Genomic DNA, 14,282 nt, shown 5'->3' with positions numbered 1-14,282 from the left:
GGATTCCGGGAGGCCGGCGGGTCCACCTGCGTCAACGCCAAGGTCCGATTTCGGGGCTGAGGCCGGTTTCGCAAACCGACCCTAAGCGGACGTTGCGTTCACCTATTGCAACGACCAAGATGACGGCATGTCACGTCAAACCAATCGTGTCCTCGTTCGGTTGTCAGCTTTGAAGGTGATCGGCCTGATGGGCGTCGCTTGGGTAGGTATCGGATGGCTGTGGTCACAGCCATTTACAGTTTCGGACTCGATCGAAGAGTTTCTGACGTCAGGCAGCAAGCTGGCGCGGGGATGGCCTTTCGCCGCCATCGCGAGCTTAGGCTCAGGACCCATTGATGTGATGTGCTCGATCTGATTCAGGCTCTGTAAGGAGACTGGATATGAGCGACCTCTATTGGCTGACGGACGAGCAGATGGCGCGGCTGCAGCCGCACTTCCCCAAGAGCCACGGCAAGCCCAGGGTGGATGATCGTCGGGTGTTGAGCGGGATCATCTTCGTCAACCGCAACGGGCTTCGCTGGCGTGACGCGCCGCCGGTCTATGGCCCACACAAGACGCTGTACAACCGCTGGAAGCGTTGGAGCGAGGCCGGGATCTTCATCCGGATGATGGAGGGACTGTCCGGCGCTCAGGCCGAACGGCGCACCCTCATGATCGACGCGACCTATCTCAAGGCGCACCGTACGGCTTCGAGCCTCGCGGTAAAAAAGGGGGTCTTGGGCGGCTCATCGGACGCACCAAAGGCGGCATGAACACCAAGCTTCACGCCGTAACCGATGCGAACGGACGCCCCATCAGCCTGTTCATGACGGCAGGCCAGGTCAGCGACTACACCGGTGCTGCGGCCCTGCTGGACAGCCTTCCCAAGGCCCAATGGCTGCTGGGCGACCGGGGCTATGACGCAGACTGGTTCAGGGACGCTTTGGAGGCCAAGGGCATCACGCCCTGCATCCCCGGTCGAAAATCCCGGACCGCGCCTATCCGTTACGACAAGCGCCGGTACAAAAGCCGAAACCGCATCGAAATCATGTTCGGCCGGCTCAAGGACTGGCGTCGCGTCGCCACCCGCTACGATCGGTGCCCGACCGTCTTCCTGTCCGCCATCGCCCTCGCCGCTACAGTGCTATTCTGGCTATGAGTCCTGAGCCTAATAGTTCTCGTTGGCGGCGTCGAGCATAAGGTGCCTCTTGTGCTGGCGGTCGGCACCCCAGAAATGACTCTTTCCCGAACCGTTGAAGTGGCGGCAGGGTTGGATCTCCCGGAGGTGAAGCCGGATCAAACCTCAGACGCAAGATCGCGGTAGATCGTCAGGCCAAGTCCGCTTTCCATCTGTGGACGCCCCCTTCAGCGCAAGAGTGATTTTCGGGAATTTCTGACACGTAGTCGGATGCTGCCATCTGTCCGGCCTGTTGATGCGGTCGCTCAAAGACCGCTGGCCTGTATGGGAGTTCGCGGATCCGGTCCAAATCACCCACGGCGTGCTCGAAGCACAGTGGAAAGCCCTGGTTTTCCTGATCCCGTCTCGCCGACTGTTGCGCCATACGCTCCTTCGCTCATCCCTACGCTTCGACGTCTCGCGGTCGTGCTGGCTAGGCCGACACGACCGGAGCTCGGTAGACATCGCCCTTGGCCAAGAGCGCCCAGACTATGCGGGCGTTCTTGTTCGCCAAGGCGACGATGACCAACATCTTGGGCTTTCTCTCCAGCATCTGGCTCAGCCAGGAACCTGCTGGCGCGCCCCGAATGACGGCCTGTTTGATCACCGCGCTGGCCCCGATGGTCAGCAGCCGTCGAAGCGTTCGCTCGCCCATCTTGGTGATCGCGCCGAGCTTCTGCTGACCGCCGGTGGATCGTTGTCGCGGCGTCAGTCCCAGCCAGGCGGCGAAGTGCCGACCGCTCTTGAAGGCTTCGGGTGACGGGGCCAGTGCGACCAAGGCTGTAGCTGTGATGGGACCGATCCGGGAATGGTCATCAGTCGACGCGCAACCGGATCGTTCTTGGCCCGGGAAGCAATCTCCGCATCGAGCACGGCGATCTGCTGGTCCAGCGATCGGAGGGTCGAGACCAGGACGAGAAGAATCGTCCGCGCGGCGGTTGGAAGCGCCTCTGCCGGATCTTCGACGCGCGCGATCAACCTATCGACGTGCGGAACGCCCTTGGGAACAATCCAGCCGTATTCGGCCAGGTGACCGCGCAGGGCGTTGATCGTCTGGGTTCGCTGCCGGACCAGAAGGTCGCGGGCCCGAAAGACCACGCTGCTGGCCTGCTGCTCCTCCTCCTTCAGCGGCACGAACCTCATACTGGGGCGCTGCGCCGCCTCACAGATGGCTTCGGCATCGGCCGCATCGTTCTTCTGACGCTTCACGAACGGCTTTACATAGATGGGCGGGATCAATCGGATCGTATGACCCTGGCGGGCCAGCTCACGCCCCCAGTAATGGGCGCCGGCGCAGGCCTCCATCGCCACCACGCAGGGCGACAGGCCAGCGAAGAACGCCAGCAATCGGCCTCGACCCAACTTCTTGCGAAACACCACCTCGCCCGAGGCATCAGCGCCATGCGCTTGAAAGATGTTCTTGGCGAGATCCAGACCGACAGTGCTAACTTGTTCCACGGACGCCTCCTTCGAGTGCTGTTCAACACCTCACTCTGGCACATAGATGCCGTCGGGGGGCGTCCACCCCATCACCCCAAACAGTCCGTTGCAATGTCTGCTGTCTGCGCCGGCGACCACTGTTCAAAGCGTAGGGGCGCGCCTCACACCTTCGGCGGTGGGCCGAACTTGCCGGACTGGTAGTCCTCGATCGCCTGGATGATTTCCTCGCGGGTGGTCATGACGAAGGGGCCGTGGCTGAAGACCGGCTCGTTGATCGGTTCGGCGTGGCCCAGCAGGACGACGGCGTCGGTCTGGGCCGTGATCTCGACCGTGTCGCCCTCGCCCAGGGCGGCGAGGTTCCATTCGGGCACGGGGGTTCCGGCGACGGAGACCTGGCCCTTGACCGCATAGAAGAAGACGGTGCGGCCGGGCGCGACCGGAGCCTGGAACCGGGCGCCGGCGGGCAGGCGGACGACGGCCAGATGGATGTCGATCAGCGACTGGATCGGCGCCTTGACCCCCAGCCATTCGCCGGACACCGGCTCGACCACCACGCCGCCCTCGGTGGTGAAGGTGGGGATGTCGGCGGCCTGAAGTCCCACATAGTCGGGCTTGGTCATCTTCAGCCGCGACGGCAGGTTCACCCACAGCTGCAGGATCTCCATCGGCCCGCCGTTCCGCTTGAAATCGGCCGGCGACAGTTCGGCGTGGATCAGGCCCGAGCCGGCGGTCATCCACTGGATCCCGCCCGCCTTGATGATGCTCTCGCCCCCGCCGGAGTCGTTATGGGCCAGTTCGCCGTCCAGGATGAAGGTGACGGTCTCGAACCCCCGGTGCGGGTGCGGGCCGAACGGCAGGCCGGCGTTGCCCGGCGCATAGGTCTGGGGCCCGTGGTGGTTCAGGAACAGGAAGGGATCGACCTGGTCCAGGCCCGGACCGGGCACCGGGCGGCGCGTCGTCAGGTCGCCGATGTCGTCGCGATGGGCGGGATGCAGGCGAAGGACGGGGCGGGGCGTGATCTCGGTCATTCGTCACATATAGGGTGGCGGATTGGACATGGCGAGATCGGAGACGGGCTTGAAGCGCCGCCAGATCGGAAAAATCCAATTCCCGGCCGCCCGCGTAAATCCTCTATCCGAGACAGAGCGTGGATCGATCATGCGCAAATCCGACGACCACGACACGGAACAGGCCACAGGCGGCAAGAATTCGCGATGTTGGTCACGGTCCGTTGACACCGTCGTTCTAGAGACACAAAAGCCTTCGCAACCGCACACGGCGATTGAATTCATTCGCTTTTGAGAACCATTCGCATGACCCAGCCCAGCCCGACCTCGGGTGGCGCCTCTAGCGACCGGACCGGTCGTTTCGTCACCCAGCCCAACGGTCACGTCACACCGCTTTCGCCCCACATCGGCATCTGGCGCTGGCACGTCACCATGGCGGCCTCCATCCTGTTCCGGGCCACCATCATCGCCGCCACGGTCGGCGCGCTGATCGTCGTCGCCTGGCTGGGGGCCCTGGCCTTTGGACCGGACGCCTATGCGGCCGCCCTGGCCCTGGCCGGGTCGCCGCTGGGCCTGTTCGTCAGCTTCGGCCTGACGGTCGTGCTGTTCTCCTTCATCCTGAACGGGACGCGTCACACGATCAACGACACCGGCAATGGCCTGACCATCAAGTCGTCCACGATCTTGTCGCGCATCGCGGTCTGGGCGCCGGTTCCGCTGGCGATCCTGTTCTGGGTCGTCCTGTTCGCCGTCGGGAGGGTTTCGCTGTGAGCGGTCAAGGCAAAGGGAACGGGGCCCGGTTCAAGAACAACGTCAAGATTTCCGAGCGCCACGGCGCCGGCGAATGGCTGGCCGAGCGGGTGTTGCTGGTCGTCGTGCTGCCGCTGGGCCTGTGGGTCGCCTCGACCGCCTTCACCCTGACGGGCGCCGGCTATGACGCCGTGCAGGACTGGTTCGCCAACCGGCTGAACGCCGGCCTGCTGGCGCTGACGGCCGTGGTCTTCTTCGGCTACGTCAGCGTGGCCTGGAAGGTGATCCTTGAGGACTATGTGCCCCAGCCGGGAACGCGCAAGGCGCTCGTGGCGCTGCTGAACCTGGTCTTCCTCGTGCTGGCGGCCGCCAGCGTCTTCTTCATCGTGCGGATGGCGCTGGGTTCGGCGCCCCTGCCCGCTGGTTTCGGAGCCTGATTAGCTGATGGCCGCTTACGAACTGATCGATCACGAATACGACGTCGTCGTCGTCGGCGCCGGGGGCTCCGGCCTTCGCGCCGCCCTCGGCGCCGCCCAGCAGGGGCTGAAGGTCGCCTGCGTCACCAAGGTCTTCCCGACCCGCAGCCACACGGTCGCGGCCCAGGGCGGCATCTCCGCCTCGCTCGGCAATATGGGCGAGGACAGCTGGCAGTGGCACATGTACGACACCGTCAAGGGGTCGGACTGGCTGGGCGACCAGGACTCGATCGAATATCTGGTCCGTAACGCGCCCAAGGCCGTGTACGAGCTGGAACACTGGGGCGTGCCCTTCAGCCGCACCGACGAAGGCAAGATCTATCAGCGCGCCTTCGGCGGCATGACCCGCAACTTCGGCGAAGGCCCGGTGCAGCGCACCTGCGCCGCCGCCGACCGCACCGGCCACGCCATCCTCCACACCCTGTACGGCCAGTCGGTGCGTCGGGAAGTGAAGTTCTTCGTCGAATATTTCGCGCTCGACCTGATCATGCAGGACGGCGCCTGCACTGGGGTCACGGCGCTTCAGCTCGACAACGGCCAGCTTCACCAGTTCCGCGCCAAGATGGTGGTTCTGGCCACCGGCGGCTACGGCCGCGCCTACTTCTCGGCCACCAGCGCCCACACCTGCACCGGCGACGGCAACGCCATGGTGCTGCGCGCCGGCCTGCCGCTGCAGGACATGGAGTTCGTCCAGTTCCACCCGACCGGCATCTATGGCGCCGGCTGCCTGATCACCGAGGGCGCGCGCGGCGAGGGCGGATACCTGACCAACTCGGAAGGCGAGCGCTTCATGGAGCGCTATGCCCCGACCGTGAAGGACCTGGCCCCGCGCGACATGGTCAGCCGCTCCATGACCATCGAAATCCGCGAAGGCCGCGGCGTGGGCCCGAACAAGGACCACATCTTCCTGCACCTGGACCACCTGGATCCCAAGATCCTGCACCAGCGCCTGCCGGGCATTTCCGAAAGCGCCAAGATCTTCGCCGGCGTCGACGTGACCAAGGCGCCGATCCCGGTCCTGCCGACCGTCCACTACAATATGGGCGGCATACCGACCAACTATCACGGCGAAGTCCTGACGCTGCGCGACGGCAACCCCGACAGCGTGGTGCCCGGCCTGATGGCCGTGGGCGAGGCGGCCTGCGTCTCGGTTCACGGCGCCAACCGCCTGGGCTCCAACTCCCTGACCGACCTGGTGGTGTTCGGTCGCGCCGTGGGCCTGCGCTGCGGCGAGGTGGTGGACAAGGCCTCGGCCGTGCCGTCCGCCTCCAAGACCCAGACCGACGCCCACCTGGCGCGCCTGGACCGCTTCCGCTTCGCCGACGGCTCGACCCCGACCGCCGAGCTGCGCCTGTCTATGCAACGCGCCATGCAGGCCGACGCGGCGGTGTTCCGCACCGGCGAGACCCTGCAACAGGGCACCGACAAGCTGCGGGCCATCGATGCGGCCGGCGCCGACATCAAGACCACGGATCGCGGCCTGATCTGGAACACCGATCTGATGGAGACGCTGGAGTACGACAACCTGATCGCCCAGGCCGTCGTCACCATCGAGAGCGGGCTGAACCGCACGGAATCGCGCGGCGCCCACGCCCGCGAGGACTATCCGGATCGGGACGACGCCAACTGGATGAAACACACCCTGGCGTGGAAGCGTCCGGGCGAGCAGGTCCAGATCGACTACCGCCCCGTGCACAATTACACGATGTCCGACGACATCGCGTACATCGAGCCCAAGGCTCGGGTTTACTGAGGTCGAACGCAGATGGTTCAACTCTCCCTCCCCCGCGGCTCCAAGCCCACCAAGGGCAAGGTCCACAAGGCCGCGCCCGGCTCCAAGGACGTCCGCACCTACAAGGTCTATCGCTACGACCCCGAGGTCGATGCGGACCCGCGCTGGGACGTCTATGAGGTTCCGACCGGCGACCACGGCCCCATGCTGCTGGACGCCCTGATCCACATCAAGAACACCATCGACCCGACCCTGTCGTTCCGGCGCTCGTGCCGCGAAGGCATCTGCGGGTCCTGCTCGATGAACATCGACGGGCGCAACACCCTGGCCTGCACCAAGGGCTGGGACGAGTGCGAGTCGCACAACATCACCATCGCCCCCCTGCCGCACCAGCCGGTGGTCAAGGACCTGGTGACGGACCTGAGCCTGTTCTACGCCCAGTACGACTCGATCCAGCCCTATCTCCAGTCGGACGAGCCCGACCCCGAGAAGGAACGGCTGCAGACCCCGGCCGAGCGCGAGAAGCTGGACGGCCTGTACGAGTGCATCCTGTGCGCCTGCTGCTCGACCTCCTGCCCCAGCTACTGGTGGAACCAGGAAGAATACCTCGGCCCGGCGGCCCTGCTGCAGTCCTATCGCTGGATCTCCGACAGCCGCGACGACGCCACGCAAAAGCGTCTGGACGACCTGGAAGACCCGTTCAAACTGTACCGCTGCCACACCATCATGAACTGCGCCCAGGTCTGCCCCAAGGGCCTGAACCCGGCCAAGGCCATCGCCGAAACCAAGAAGCTGATGGTCGCCCCCAGCCGCAAGAAACAGGCGGCCTAACCGCCGCCGATGCCCCGATGACCGCTGAGGTCCTGCTGTTCGCCTATGGCACGCTGCAGGACCCGGCGGTCCAGACGGCCGTCTTCGGCCGCGACCTGGGGCCGGGCGCCCCGGACCGACTGAGCGGTTTTCGCCTGTCGCACATCCCCATCGACGAGCCCCCCGTCGACGACCCCCAGATCACGGCCGAGACCGGCCTGACCCATTATCCGATCCTGATCCCGACGCCGGACGCCGCCCCGCCCGTCCCCGGCCGCCTCTACCCTGTCGCCCCCGCCGACCTGACCGCCGCCGACGCCTATGAGGGCGAGGACTATCGACGGGTGCGCGTGACGACGGAGGCGGGCGTGGGGGCGTGGGTGTATGTGGCGGCGGAGGGGTGAGGGGCGGGATTGCGCCAGGAGCGGACACTCGGACGGGGCCGGACAGCGGTCGTTGGCGCCGCCCCGATCAGGTTGGCGCCTACTCCAACCGAGCTTCAATCGACTGGACGCGGCTCCGTTGGGTTCTTCCAGCCAAGCGGGAGCGGCTCAGCATGGTTAAGAGGCCTCGGATATCGTTAGATCTACCCGGCTAGGTCCGCTCAAGGCGTACTCCCAGACCGTGGGTAGCCCGCAATCCGGCTGAGGTTTCGCGCGATTTTTTAACCATATTTCTGTCTCTGTCACCTATCGGGAGCGAAGGCTTTAGGCCAAACTTAATAGAGCTCGGGTCGGCCCATCTGGATGCGCTCAAACATGAATGAACTCCAAGGCGAGGATTCGTCCCCAGACGTCGAGCTTGAGATCGACGCAGAAGACACCAGTGGCGGCGGCGAGGACATCAAGCCGTGGGATCCCGCCAAGATCCGCATCACCACGAAGAACTTCTCGCTCCGCGACGTCGTCGATCAGATCGAAGATGGGGACATCGATCTCGCGCCGGATTTCCAGCGCGAGTACGTCTGGCAGGCCCGACAGCGCACCCGTCTGATCGAGTCCATCCTCCTCGGCATCCCGCTGCCCGCCTTCTATTTCAACCAGGACGACGACGGAACCTATCAGGTGGTCGATGGCGTGCAGCGCCTGTCGACCATCTCGCTCTTCATGCGCAATGAGCACGCTCTTAACGCGGCCGACCTCGAGTATCTGATCACCCTCGACGGTCTCACCTATGAGCAGCTCGACGCCGGCTCCCTGCGGCGGTTTCGCGCTACACAGATCGTCGTCCACGTCATTGAACCACAGACGCCGGACGAGGTGAAGTTCGACATCTTCAACCGTGTGAACACCCTGGGCAGCCCGCTGTCAGCCCAGGAGATCCGACACGCGATGAGCAAGGAGCGCTCGCGCAAGTTCATCGGCGAGCTGGCCGAGGCGGAGGAGTTCGACAAGGCCACCGACAATCAATACTGGCGGCGCATCGATGGCATGAGGGTTCGCCACAGCGCCCGGATGACCAATCGCGAGCTTGCCCTGCGCTTCTGCGCCTTCCGGAAATCCTCCATCGAGGACTACCGAGTGTACTCAAGCCTGGACGCTTTCCTCATCGACTTCACCAAGCGGATCGATGACATGTCGACCCGGCCCCGTCTCACGGACGATGAGCTGGCCGAGCTGGCGGCGGCCTTTAAACGCGGCATGACCAACGCCCATCAAATCCTCGGGCCCGCCGCCTTCCGCCGGTGGCCCCCGAGCCAGATCCGGCGGGGTCCGATCAACCGCGCGGTTTTCGAGGCCCAGGCGAACGCGCTGGCTGACTACCCGCTGAACGAGCTCCTGCCCCGCAAGGATCGGATCACCGAACTGTTCCGCGCAGCCTTCGATGACCCGGCCTATCTGCGGGCCGTCACGGTCGGCACCGGCGATTTCGCCAAGGTCTCCCTGCGTCTCGGCGAGACCCGGCGCCTGGTTGAGGTCGCCCTGCAATGATCCGCGAAATCCACGTTCGCGGGCTGAAGCGCTTCAGCGACGAGCGGGTGCGGATGGCGCCCTTGAGCGTGCTGACGGGCCTCAACGGCTCGGGCAAGACCTCCCTCCTGCAGGCGGTGTTCCTCGCCCGCGAGGCGTCGGTCACGGCGGAGGCCTCCTTGCCACTGAATGGCCCGTGCGGGATGGAGCTTGGGACTGCGGGCGAGGTTCTGAACGCCGACAGCGAAGGCCCGATCAGGATCGACATTTTCGACGAGGCCGGCGTGATGTTCCGCTGGGTCTTCGCGGTCCCCACGGAGGATGCGCTCTATCTTGCGATCGCAGAGCGCCCCCAAGCCCCGTTCGCAATGTTCCGCCGCGCGCCGCGCGGCTTCACCGTCCTGAGCGCCGAGCGGCTAGGACCCCGGGAAGTCTACAAGACCTCCTCGCAGCCGGACGATCACCTTGAGGTCGGCCTTCACGGGGAGTTCTGCGCCCATGTCCTTAGCGTCCTGGGTGACCGACCGCTCGCCCAGGCTGACCGCACGCATCCTCAATCAACCGTGCGCAGGGCCCGGCTCCTCAAGTACGAGGCAGAACAGTGGCTGAGCGAGATGACGCGGCCCATCGAAATCAACGGCGTGCGGCCCTCCGACATGACTATCGCGGAGCTCCAGTACCGCACGCCCGACGCGCGCTGGGTGCGCTCCACCAACATGGGGTTCGGCCTGACCTATGCCCTCCCGATTATCCTAGGGGGTCTGATCGCTGAGCCGGGCGGCCTGCTGATCGTGGAGAATCCTGAGGCGCACCTCCATCCGGCCGGCCAGTCCAGAATGGGGGTCTTCCTGGCCTGGCTGGCCAACAAGGGGGTCCAGGTCGTGGTGGAGACCCACTCCGACCACGTGCTGAACGGTATCCGGCGCGCCGTCGCGGAGTTCGGCTACTTGGCAGCCGACCAGGCCGTGCTGCACTTCTTCGGCCAGCCGGAGGACGGCGACGACGGCCAAGCGCATCGCACCTTGTCGTTGTCCGCAGCGGGCGCGCTGTCGGCTTGGCCACGCGGCTTCTTCGATCAGTACCAGATCGACGTCGCCTCGCTTGGCCAGATCCGCCGTCGCATCCAGGAATGAGCTTCGTCGTCAACGGCGCGGACTGGGTCTTCGACGGCGCGAGCGGCGCGGAGGTCAACGCATGGATCGACCAAGTGCTCGACTTCGTAAAAACGAGCCTCGACCGCGAGGAGCCGGTACTGATCGGCGGCGACTTTCAGTCCCGCGCCATGTTGGACGCCTTCTCACTCTGGGAAATCGCCACGGGCCAAGCCGAAATCCAGCTAACCGGCGAAATCGTCCAGGAACTGTACGCTTGGTTGGGGCGTGCCACGGTCTACTCGGACAGTCCGGACTGGCCGGCGGGCTGGGACCAGACCGAGATTTCCGTCGCCGGCGGAGCATTGGAGGACAACGTGGACCTCGCTTGGGTTCATCACACGATCCGGTCCGGCCGCGCGATGGCGAGCCTGTCCTTCCGGCGGCAAGGCACCTTGCCGACCCAGACCTCAATCGGTGTGACCGAAGTCCATTTCGTAGGCCATGAGGCGGATCGGATCGCCTTCTGGCGTGACGCGATCCGCGTCGAAGGCGACAACGCTGAAAGCCTGGCCCAGCTCGGCCCCCATGCCTATCCCGAGATCCACTTCCTGCCGGGGGTGCTGGACCAAGTGAACGACCTCGGCGGCGGCTATCTTGCCATCCGCGCCCCGGTCCAGGCCGCGCTCGCAGCCCTCAACGACCATGGGCGATGGATATTCACCACACCGCCGCCACCGCTGACGCCCACCGATGGTCTGCATCCCGATCCCACTCGCGGCACGCCGTCAAACCAGATAATTGAGCGCCGCTTTCGGCAAATCGGGCTGGATGTCGCCCCCGAAAATCCAAACGTCCGTCTGAACGCCCAGACGCGAAAAGCGCGGGAGCGGATACTGGGGGAGGATACAATCTATTGCGAGTGGCATTTGAAGATCGAGCCCCATCGCAACCGGATCCACATCCACGGCCCCGTACATGGAATAGACCAACTAATCGTAGCCATAATTCACGAACACCTCCCTCTGCCCTGACCTTCCGGCCCTTCAGGCTAGCGCCTGCTTTCGCGGCTGGGGCGACGCTTCGGACGGCCCGATCGCGGTCCTTCACAACGTGGGCGACGAGTCAGGTTCCGCCTCAACCACCCCGCCTCAACCACCCCCGCCTTCCATCCGCCCTTGCGCCCTCGCCCCGGCTTGATATGAGCGGCGCATGGCCAGCATCACCTATATCGAGCATGACGGAACCGAGCACGTCGTTGACGTGAAACCGGGGCTTTCCGTCATGGAGGGCGCGATCCGGAACAATGTGCCGGGGATCGATGCGGATTGCGGCGGGGCCTGCGCCTGCGCCACCTGCCATGTCTATGTCGACGAGGCCTGGCGCGAGGCGACGGGCAAACCCTCGGCCATGGAGGAGTCGATGCTGGACTTCGCCGAAGAGGTCGAGCCCAACAGCCGGCTGTCGTGCCAGATCCGCGTGTCCGACGCCCTGGACGGCCTGGTCGTGCGCCTGCCGGAAAACCAGCACTAGGACCGCACGGCCGACGCGGGCGATGACGGCTTTGGCCGCTTGAACCGTGCGCCCGGCGCCCCATCTGGATGCAGCGGCGCGGCGAAACCGCGCGTGAGGCGGGGAATTTCAGACGATTCAGACGATTCAGACGGTGTTTTTCCGCAAGCCGAGTCTGAATTCCGCGCGGCGGGGCGCCGCCCTGGGTCACAGCGGGTCAATTCGCCGCTTGATGCCGGCGCATCCCGTCGCCATCTGAGCCGTTACGATCTTTCGACCCAGCACGGACCCCCGACATGACCTTCGCTGACCCCACCCTGGACCCCAATCTCTCGGGCGACCTGATCAAGGAGGGCACGGACGCCTCCTTCATGACCGACGTCATCGAGGCGTCGAAGCATCAGCCGGTCATCGTCGATTTCTGGGCCACCTGGTGCGGGCCGTGCCGGACCCTGGGTCCGGCGCTGGAGAAGGGCGTGCGCGCCGCCAAGGGGGCGGTGAAGATGGTCAAGATCGATGTGGACGCCAACCCGGCCTATGCGGGCCAGCTGCGGGTGCAGTCGATCCCCACCGTCTACGCCTTCGTCAATGGCCAGCCGGTGGACGGCTTCCAGGGCGCGATCCCCGACAGCCAGATCAAGGCCTTCATCGACAAGCTGACCGGGGGCCAGGGCGGGTCCACCGAGACGGCGCAACTGCTGGAGCTGGGCGAGGAGTCGCTGGGCCTGAACGACTTCGGCGGCGCGGCCCAGGCCTTCGCCCACGTCCTGTCGATCGAGCCCGAAAACGAGAAGGCCATCGCCGGCATGGCGCGGGTCTATCTGGCGAGCGGCGATCTCGAACAGGCGGCCCAGACCATCGCCATGGCCCCCCAGGACTCCAAGGAGCCGGCGGTCCAGAGCGTGCGCGCGCAACTAGCCCTGGCGGCCAAGGCGCCGACCGGGGCTTCCGCCGAGCTTGAGGCCAAGGTCGCGGCCGCCCCCGACGACCACCAGGCCCGGTTCGACCTGGCCGAGGCCCAGAGCGCGGCCGGCGACTTCAAGGGCGCGGTCGATAATCTGCTGCACATCATCCAGGCCGATCGCGAGTGGAACGACCAGGCGGCCCGCAAGCAGTTGCTGGTCATCTTCGACGCGGCCGGCGTCAGTTCCGACGTCGCCAAGGACGGGCGTCGCCGCCTGTCCTCCATTCTTTTCTCGTAGGCGCCAAAACACCGGCCGCAAATAGCCCGCAGGGCGACAGGCCAAGCAACACCGGCCTCAAGCAGCCCGAAGGGCGATAGGCCAAGGAGACATGATGCCTCAAGGCTATGTTCGAGCCCTCGATCTGCCGCAGGTGATCCCGGTGTTCCCGCTGGAAGGGGCCATACTGCTGCCGCGCGGCCAGCTGCCGTTGAACATCTTCGAGCCGCGCTATCTCAACATGGTGGACGACGCCATGGCCGGGGACCGGATCATCGGCCTGGTCCAGCCCAAGGGCGGGACTCCGGCCCTGCCCGGCCTGTCGCCGGTCGGCTGCGCCGGGCGGATCACCGGTTTTGCGGAAACCTCGGACGGTCGGTATCTGATCACCCTGACCGGGGTGTCGCGGTTCCGCATCGCCGCCGAACTGCCGTCCAAGGCGCCCTATCGCCAGGTGCGCGCGGCCTTCGACGCCTATGAGGACGATCTGGCGCCCCCGCCGGAAGAGCCGGACTTCGACCGCCACGCCTTCCTCGACGCCCTGCGCGCCTACATGACCCACCGGCTGCTGGACATCGACTGGGATACGGCCGAGAGCGCGCCGATGGAGGCCTTGATCAACAGCCTGTCGATGGCCCTGCCGTTCGAACCGGCCGAGAAACAGGCCCTTCTGGAGGCCATGGGCCTGCTGCCCCGCGCCGAGGCCCTGACCGCCCTGCTCCGCATCGACGCCGCCGACGCCGGTGACGACGCGGCGCCGTCCATGCAATGACGGGCTCAAGTAGCGCGAAGCGCGGTAGCCCCCTAAAGAACCCTCAAGTAGCGCAAAGCGCGACAGGCCCAGAACAATGAGTGACGCCTTCAACACGCCCGTCTCCGTCGATCCCCGCCTGCTGGAGGTGCTGGTCTGCCCGGTCACGCGCGGCAAGCTGACCTACGACCGCGACGCGGGCGAACTGATCTCCGTCGGCGCCAAACTGGCCTATCCGATCCGCGAGGGCGTGCCGATCATGCTGGCCGAGGAAGCCCGTCAGCTGGACTGACTTATACTCCGCTCATCCCGGCGAAAGCCGGGACCCAGTTCTTTCGCTCGGCAGTGCGTGGGGACAAGGCTGTGCGAACCACACCGACCTTTCGCCCAAAGCACTGGGTCCCGGCTTTCGCCGGGATGAGCGGATGGGGGTTTCACCGGTGTTCCGGCGTTCCCATCCCGTAAA

Annotated in this window: 15 protein-coding genes and 1 pseudogene; 14 read left to right on the top strand and 2 right to left on the bottom strand. The window is 65.5% G+C overall.

Annotated elements, in window-relative coordinates:
- The first annotated feature begins 127 nt into the window (after window positions 1-127).
- Both GYM46_RS08450 and GYM46_RS08445 read left to right on the top strand, forming a co-directional pair.
- Complete coding sequence (locus GYM46_RS08450) at window positions 128-355, top strand: hypothetical protein (RefSeq protein WP_156796486.1); 228 nt, start codon at window positions 128-130, stop codon at window positions 353-355.
- Window positions 356-380: 25 nt separating this feature from the next.
- A protein-coding gene (locus tag GYM46_RS08445) for an IS5 family transposase (protein ID WP_156796487.1) occupies window positions 381-1,138 on the top strand; the annotation gives its coding sequence in 2 pieces (ribosomal slippage) (window positions 381-702 and window positions 702-1,138; 759 coding nt in all).
- Window positions 1,139-1,589: 451 nt separating this feature from the next.
- Here the strand turns inward: GYM46_RS08445 and GYM46_RS08440 are convergent.
- Both GYM46_RS08440 and GYM46_RS08435 read right to left on the bottom strand, forming a co-directional pair.
- Window positions 1,590-2,614, bottom strand: a pseudogene (locus GYM46_RS08440) (IS110 family transposase).
- Between the two features lie 143 nt (window positions 2,615-2,757).
- Window positions 2,758-3,624, bottom strand: a complete 867-nt coding sequence (locus tag GYM46_RS08435) for a pirin family protein (RefSeq protein WP_008259622.1) — start codon at window positions 3,622-3,624, stop codon at window positions 2,758-2,760.
- Window positions 3,625-3,909: 285 nt separating this feature from the next.
- Between GYM46_RS08435 and sdhC the strand changes: the two genes are divergently transcribed.
- From sdhC to GYM46_RS08375, 12 genes are all read left to right on the top strand, one after another.
- Window positions 3,910-4,374 carry a succinate dehydrogenase, cytochrome b556 subunit gene (gene sdhC / locus GYM46_RS08430; RefSeq protein WP_008262276.1) on the top strand — a complete coding sequence of 155 codons (465 nt, stop codon included), beginning with the start codon at window positions 3,910-3,912 and terminating at the stop codon, window positions 4,372-4,374.
- A complete protein-coding gene (gene sdhD, locus GYM46_RS08425; RefSeq protein ID WP_008260418.1) occupies window positions 4,371-4,790 on the top strand; it encodes a succinate dehydrogenase, hydrophobic membrane anchor protein in 420 nt (139 codons plus the stop codon). The genes sdhC and sdhD overlap by 4 nt, the downstream gene beginning before the upstream one ends.
- A gap of 7 nt (window positions 4,791-4,797) precedes the next feature.
- Window positions 4,798-6,582 carry a succinate dehydrogenase flavoprotein subunit gene (gene sdhA / locus GYM46_RS08420; protein WP_008261579.1) on the top strand — a complete coding sequence of 595 codons (1,785 nt, stop codon included), beginning with the start codon at window positions 4,798-4,800 and terminating at the stop codon, window positions 6,580-6,582.
- Window positions 6,583-6,594: 12 nt separating this feature from the next.
- Complete coding sequence (locus GYM46_RS08415; protein ID WP_008260084.1) at window positions 6,595-7,392, top strand: succinate dehydrogenase iron-sulfur subunit; 798 nt, start codon at window positions 6,595-6,597, stop codon at window positions 7,390-7,392.
- Between the two features lie 17 nt (window positions 7,393-7,409).
- Entirely contained in the window at window positions 7,410-7,775 is a 366-nt protein-coding gene (locus GYM46_RS08410) for a gamma-glutamylcyclotransferase family protein (protein ID WP_008261743.1), read from the top strand.
- A gap of 354 nt (window positions 7,776-8,129) precedes the next feature.
- Complete coding sequence (locus tag GYM46_RS08405) at window positions 8,130-9,302, top strand: DUF262 domain-containing protein (RefSeq protein WP_008263513.1); 1,173 nt, start codon at window positions 8,130-8,132, stop codon at window positions 9,300-9,302.
- A complete protein-coding gene (locus GYM46_RS08400) occupies window positions 9,299-10,414 on the top strand; it encodes an AAA family ATPase (RefSeq protein ID WP_008259850.1) in 1,116 nt (371 codons plus the stop codon). The genes GYM46_RS08405 and GYM46_RS08400 overlap by 4 nt, the downstream gene beginning before the upstream one ends.
- Window positions 10,411-11,406 carry a hypothetical protein gene (locus GYM46_RS08395; RefSeq protein WP_008262475.1) on the top strand — a complete coding sequence of 332 codons (996 nt, stop codon included), beginning with the start codon at window positions 10,411-10,413 and terminating at the stop codon, window positions 11,404-11,406. Before GYM46_RS08400 ends, GYM46_RS08395 begins: the two co-directional genes overlap by 4 nt.
- A 178-nt stretch (window positions 11,407-11,584) precedes the next feature.
- Complete coding sequence (locus tag GYM46_RS08390; RefSeq protein WP_008259676.1) at window positions 11,585-11,905, top strand: 2Fe-2S iron-sulfur cluster-binding protein; 321 nt, start codon at window positions 11,585-11,587, stop codon at window positions 11,903-11,905.
- Between the two features lie 275 nt (window positions 11,906-12,180).
- Window positions 12,181-13,086, top strand: a complete 906-nt coding sequence (locus GYM46_RS08385; RefSeq protein ID WP_008261980.1) for a thioredoxin family protein — start codon at window positions 12,181-12,183, stop codon at window positions 13,084-13,086.
- A gap of 94 nt (window positions 13,087-13,180) precedes the next feature.
- A complete protein-coding gene (locus GYM46_RS08380; protein ID WP_369733966.1) occupies window positions 13,181-13,837 on the top strand; it encodes an LON peptidase substrate-binding domain-containing protein in 657 nt (218 codons plus the stop codon).
- A gap of 76 nt (window positions 13,838-13,913) precedes the next feature.
- Window positions 13,914-14,108: a Trm112 family protein gene (locus GYM46_RS08375; RefSeq protein WP_008261770.1), complete on the top strand. Its 195-nt coding sequence runs from the start codon at window positions 13,914-13,916 to the stop codon at window positions 14,106-14,108.
- Window positions 14,109-14,282: the final 174 nt, after the last annotated feature.

Origin of the sequence: Brevundimonas mediterranea, assembly GCF_011064825.1 — a bacterium.
GTDB classification, from domain to species: Bacteria; Pseudomonadota; Alphaproteobacteria; order Caulobacterales; family Caulobacteraceae; genus Brevundimonas; species Brevundimonas mediterranea_A.
Note: the sequence above shows the minus strand (reverse complement) of the source record. Positions and strands in the feature narration are given on the sequence as shown.

What these genes read in the sequence shown, in the direction of transcription:
- GYM46_RS08450 (WP_156796486.1), top strand. Translation starts at nt 128, where the DNA reads ATGTCACGTCAAACCAATCGTGTCCTCGTTCGGTTGTCAGCTTTGAAG.
- GYM46_RS08435 (WP_008259622.1), bottom strand. Translation starts at nt 3,624, where the DNA reads ATGACCGAGATCACGCCCCGCCCCGTCCTTCGCCTGCATCCCGCCCAT.
- sdhC (WP_008262276.1), top strand. Translation starts at nt 3,910, where the DNA reads ATGACCCAGCCCAGCCCGACCTCGGGTGGCGCCTCTAGCGACCGGACC.
- sdhA (WP_008261579.1), top strand. Translation starts at nt 4,798, where the DNA reads ATGGCCGCTTACGAACTGATCGATCACGAATACGACGTCGTCGTCGTC.
- GYM46_RS08415 (WP_008260084.1), top strand. Translation starts at nt 6,595, where the DNA reads ATGGTTCAACTCTCCCTCCCCCGCGGCTCCAAGCCCACCAAGGGCAAG.
- GYM46_RS08410 (WP_008261743.1), top strand. Translation starts at nt 7,410, where the DNA reads ATGACCGCTGAGGTCCTGCTGTTCGCCTATGGCACGCTGCAGGACCCG.
- GYM46_RS08405 (WP_008263513.1), top strand. Translation starts at nt 8,130, where the DNA reads ATGAATGAACTCCAAGGCGAGGATTCGTCCCCAGACGTCGAGCTTGAG.
- GYM46_RS08400 (WP_008259850.1), top strand. Translation starts at nt 9,299, where the DNA reads ATGATCCGCGAAATCCACGTTCGCGGGCTGAAGCGCTTCAGCGACGAG.
- GYM46_RS08395 (WP_008262475.1), top strand. Translation starts at nt 10,411, where the DNA reads ATGAGCTTCGTCGTCAACGGCGCGGACTGGGTCTTCGACGGCGCGAGC.
- GYM46_RS08390 (WP_008259676.1), top strand. Translation starts at nt 11,585, where the DNA reads ATGGCCAGCATCACCTATATCGAGCATGACGGAACCGAGCACGTCGTT.
- GYM46_RS08385 (WP_008261980.1), top strand. Translation starts at nt 12,181, where the DNA reads ATGACCTTCGCTGACCCCACCCTGGACCCCAATCTCTCGGGCGACCTG.
- GYM46_RS08380 (WP_369733966.1), top strand. Translation starts at nt 13,181, where the DNA reads ATGCCTCAAGGCTATGTTCGAGCCCTCGATCTGCCGCAGGTGATCCCG.
- GYM46_RS08375 (WP_008261770.1), top strand. Translation starts at nt 13,914, where the DNA reads ATGAGTGACGCCTTCAACACGCCCGTCTCCGTCGATCCCCGCCTGCTG.